This is a genomic window from Aminobacter sp. P4_H6_2 (genome assembly GCF_056400805.1).
On record NZ_JBFUKO010000790.1, the window covers coordinates 1 to 2,203 of the forward strand.

The 2,203-nt window shown below is 63.0% G+C and carries 5 protein-coding genes; 2 read left to right on the forward strand and 3 right to left on the reverse strand.

Annotated elements, in window-relative coordinates:
• Both AC1DUU_RS30160 and AC1DUU_RS30165 read right to left on the reverse strand, forming a co-directional pair.
• Window positions 1–148 (reverse strand): NIPSNAP family protein (locus AC1DUU_RS30160; protein ID WP_476786992.1); only part of this gene is annotated, 148 nt, incomplete at its 3' end.
• Between the two features lie 62 nt (window positions 149–210).
• Window positions 211–414 carry a DUF1127 domain-containing protein gene (locus AC1DUU_RS30165; RefSeq protein WP_476786988.1) on the reverse strand — a complete coding sequence of 68 codons (204 nt, stop codon included), beginning with the start codon at window positions 412–414 and terminating at the stop codon, window positions 211–213.
• Window positions 415–496: 82 nt separating this feature from the next.
• On the opposite strand from AC1DUU_RS30165, the gene AC1DUU_RS30170 reads away from it, so the two are divergent.
• Both AC1DUU_RS30170 and AC1DUU_RS30175 read left to right on the forward strand, forming a co-directional pair.
• Window positions 497–1,177 carry an ArsR/SmtB family transcription factor gene (locus AC1DUU_RS30170; protein WP_476786989.1) on the forward strand — a complete coding sequence of 227 codons (681 nt, stop codon included), beginning with the start codon at window positions 497–499 and terminating at the stop codon, window positions 1,175–1,177.
• 275 nt (window positions 1,178–1,452) lie between these two features.
• Window positions 1,453–1,605: a hypothetical protein gene (locus AC1DUU_RS30175; protein WP_476786990.1), complete on the forward strand. Its 153-nt coding sequence runs from the start codon at window positions 1,453–1,455 to the stop codon at window positions 1,603–1,605.
• Window positions 1,606–1,833: 228 nt separating this feature from the next.
• Here AC1DUU_RS30175 and AC1DUU_RS30180 read toward each other — a convergent pair.
• The coding region (locus AC1DUU_RS30180) for a glutathione binding-like protein (RefSeq protein ID WP_476786991.1) at window positions 1,834–2,203 on the reverse strand (370 nt) is incomplete at its 5' end.

A 2,203-nucleotide genomic window follows, 5' to 3' on the forward strand; every position in this document is an offset into this window, starting at 1 on the left:
TCGTTGCCGAGCCCTCATGCGGCGCGAAATACCCGACCAGGTCAGCACCGCAGCGCGGGATCGCCTGGCCCCAGTTTCGGGCATATTGCTCGAAAGCCGCCCTGCCGAACGGATCGATCTCGTAGCGAATGAAGCAGGTGATGGTCATTTTGGTCTCCGTCTGTTGGCAATAGTTCGGCCGACATCGAAGCGTGCGGCCGAAATGGCGTGCTAACGCCAGAAGGGTTTTGCGCTTTCGCGCTCGACGTCGCGGCGGGTCAGACCAATGTCGTCCAGCTGTTCGTTCGTCAGTTCGGAAAGGTCGAGCCGCTGCAGATGGCGATCATAGCCGCGAGCGAGGAAGCGGAGCACACGGCCAAACGCTCCAAGGGCCCGGGGGTTCGGCTCGGTTGCGAGTTCGGTTTTCATCGTCATGGCGGGCTCCTTTCTCAGGTCGGAGAATACGCATTGCCTGACGAGAATGCTTCGACTACCATCGAACCATGGAGGTAGCGCCATGAAGGAAGGTCCCGACATCGCCCGTATCGCCAGCCTGGTCGGCGACCCGGCGCGTGCGAACATGCTGACCGCGCTGATGAACGGCGGCGCGCTGACGGCAAGCGAACTGGCACTGGAGGCGGGCGTCAGCTTGCCCACGGCAAGTTCGCATCTCGCAAAGCTGATGGACGGCAAGCTTTTGAYGGTGGCGAGCCAGGGCAGGCATCGCTACTACGCGCTTGCCGGCTCCGAAGTGGCGGCGATGATCGAAGCGATCAGCGGCGTGGCCGCCCATTCGGGGCCGCAACGCGCCCGACCGGGTCCGCGCGACAAGTCGATGCGCGAGGCCCGCGTCTGCTACGACCATCTTGCCGGCGACCACGCGGTGGCGATGTTCGACCGATTCATCGCCGAAGAGATCCTCGTGCGCGACGACGATACGGTTCGGCTCGGGCCGTCAGGTGCGAGCTACTTTGCGGGCGTCGGCATCGACACGACAGGGCTCAGCAATTCGCGCCGGCCGATGTGCCGTGCTTGCCTCGACTGGAGCGTTCGTCGCTCGCATCTGGCGGGATCGCTGGGCACCGCGATCCTCGACAAGATCATTGGCGAGAAATGGGCACGTCGGCCGACCGGCAGCCGGGTCGTCGAGTTCACCCCGACCGGACGCAAGGCGTTTGAAAAACTCTTCCTCGCCTGACGGCGAAATCTGCCTCAGCGGCCTGTTCGGCGTAACGGCGCGCTGAAACCTGTGGATAGTTTCGCGGCAATATGCGGATACATCCGTGGTGCAAAAGACACATCTTAACCAATACCGCCCGATCAGGCCTAAATGCCTAGAAAAGAACGCAATTCGGCCGCGATCGGGCGCATTTTCACACGAAGATTAACATCGCGTTCACCGAAGATTCACAACCGCCGACTATGATCGCTTCCACGTTCGGGACGAGCCCCGAAGGGACAGGGATAAGAACAATGGCTATCTGGAACCACCTCACTCACGCCGCTGTGGCGTTTCGCGAATTCATCGCTCCGACTTACCGCCCCGAGCGCCACTACATGCGTGGTCCTGGACCGGCCTGCGCGCGCCGCACCAGCACACTCCAAGCGCGCGTGACGTTCCACTGATCATGACAGTTACCGGACGTCACGAAAGCCGCATCGCTCGGCCGACCAGCGATCACCGCTCGACCACATTGCGCGGCGAACGCCGGGCGATTGTTTCGACCCGCCTTTAAGGCGTGGCCAAGCCCGCCGGGGGCTCAAGCCCGGCTGCACCAAATACGGAATGAAACTTTGGAGCGCCGCATCTTTGCGGACGCGGCGCATTTCCGTTGATCAGAGATCGGGTCGCCTTCACCACATCGCATGGCTGGCGTTGAGCTGCTTGAGCACGGCGTGCTCGCGCAGCGCCGCACAGGCGCGTTCGATGTTCGGCCAGGTCGCAGCGAGCTTGCCGGCCTCGGGGTGCCAGTGAGCGAGCATCAGCAAATAGACGTCGGCGATCGACATGCGCTCACCGGCGAGCCAGTCGCGACCCTCGAGTGCCGCATTGAGGACACCGAAGCCGCGGTCGAACTCGGCGACGGCTGCGACCTTCACCGCTTCGGCACCTTGCGGGTCGGCGGTGTAGCGCTGTGCATAGTAGTAACGCAGGATTGCCGGATACATCACCGACGACAGGAAAGTGAGCCAGCGCAGGAAGTCGGCGCGGCCCGGTGCCTCG

Excerpts from the sequence above, each read along its gene's own strand:
- AC1DUU_RS30165 (WP_476786988.1), bottom strand. The coding sequence starts at position 414 with ATGACGATGAAAACCGAACTCGCAACCGAGCCGAACCCCCGGGCCCTT.
- AC1DUU_RS30175 (WP_476786990.1), top strand. The coding sequence starts at position 1,453 with ATGGCTATCTGGAACCACCTCACTCACGCCGCTGTGGCGTTTCGCGAA.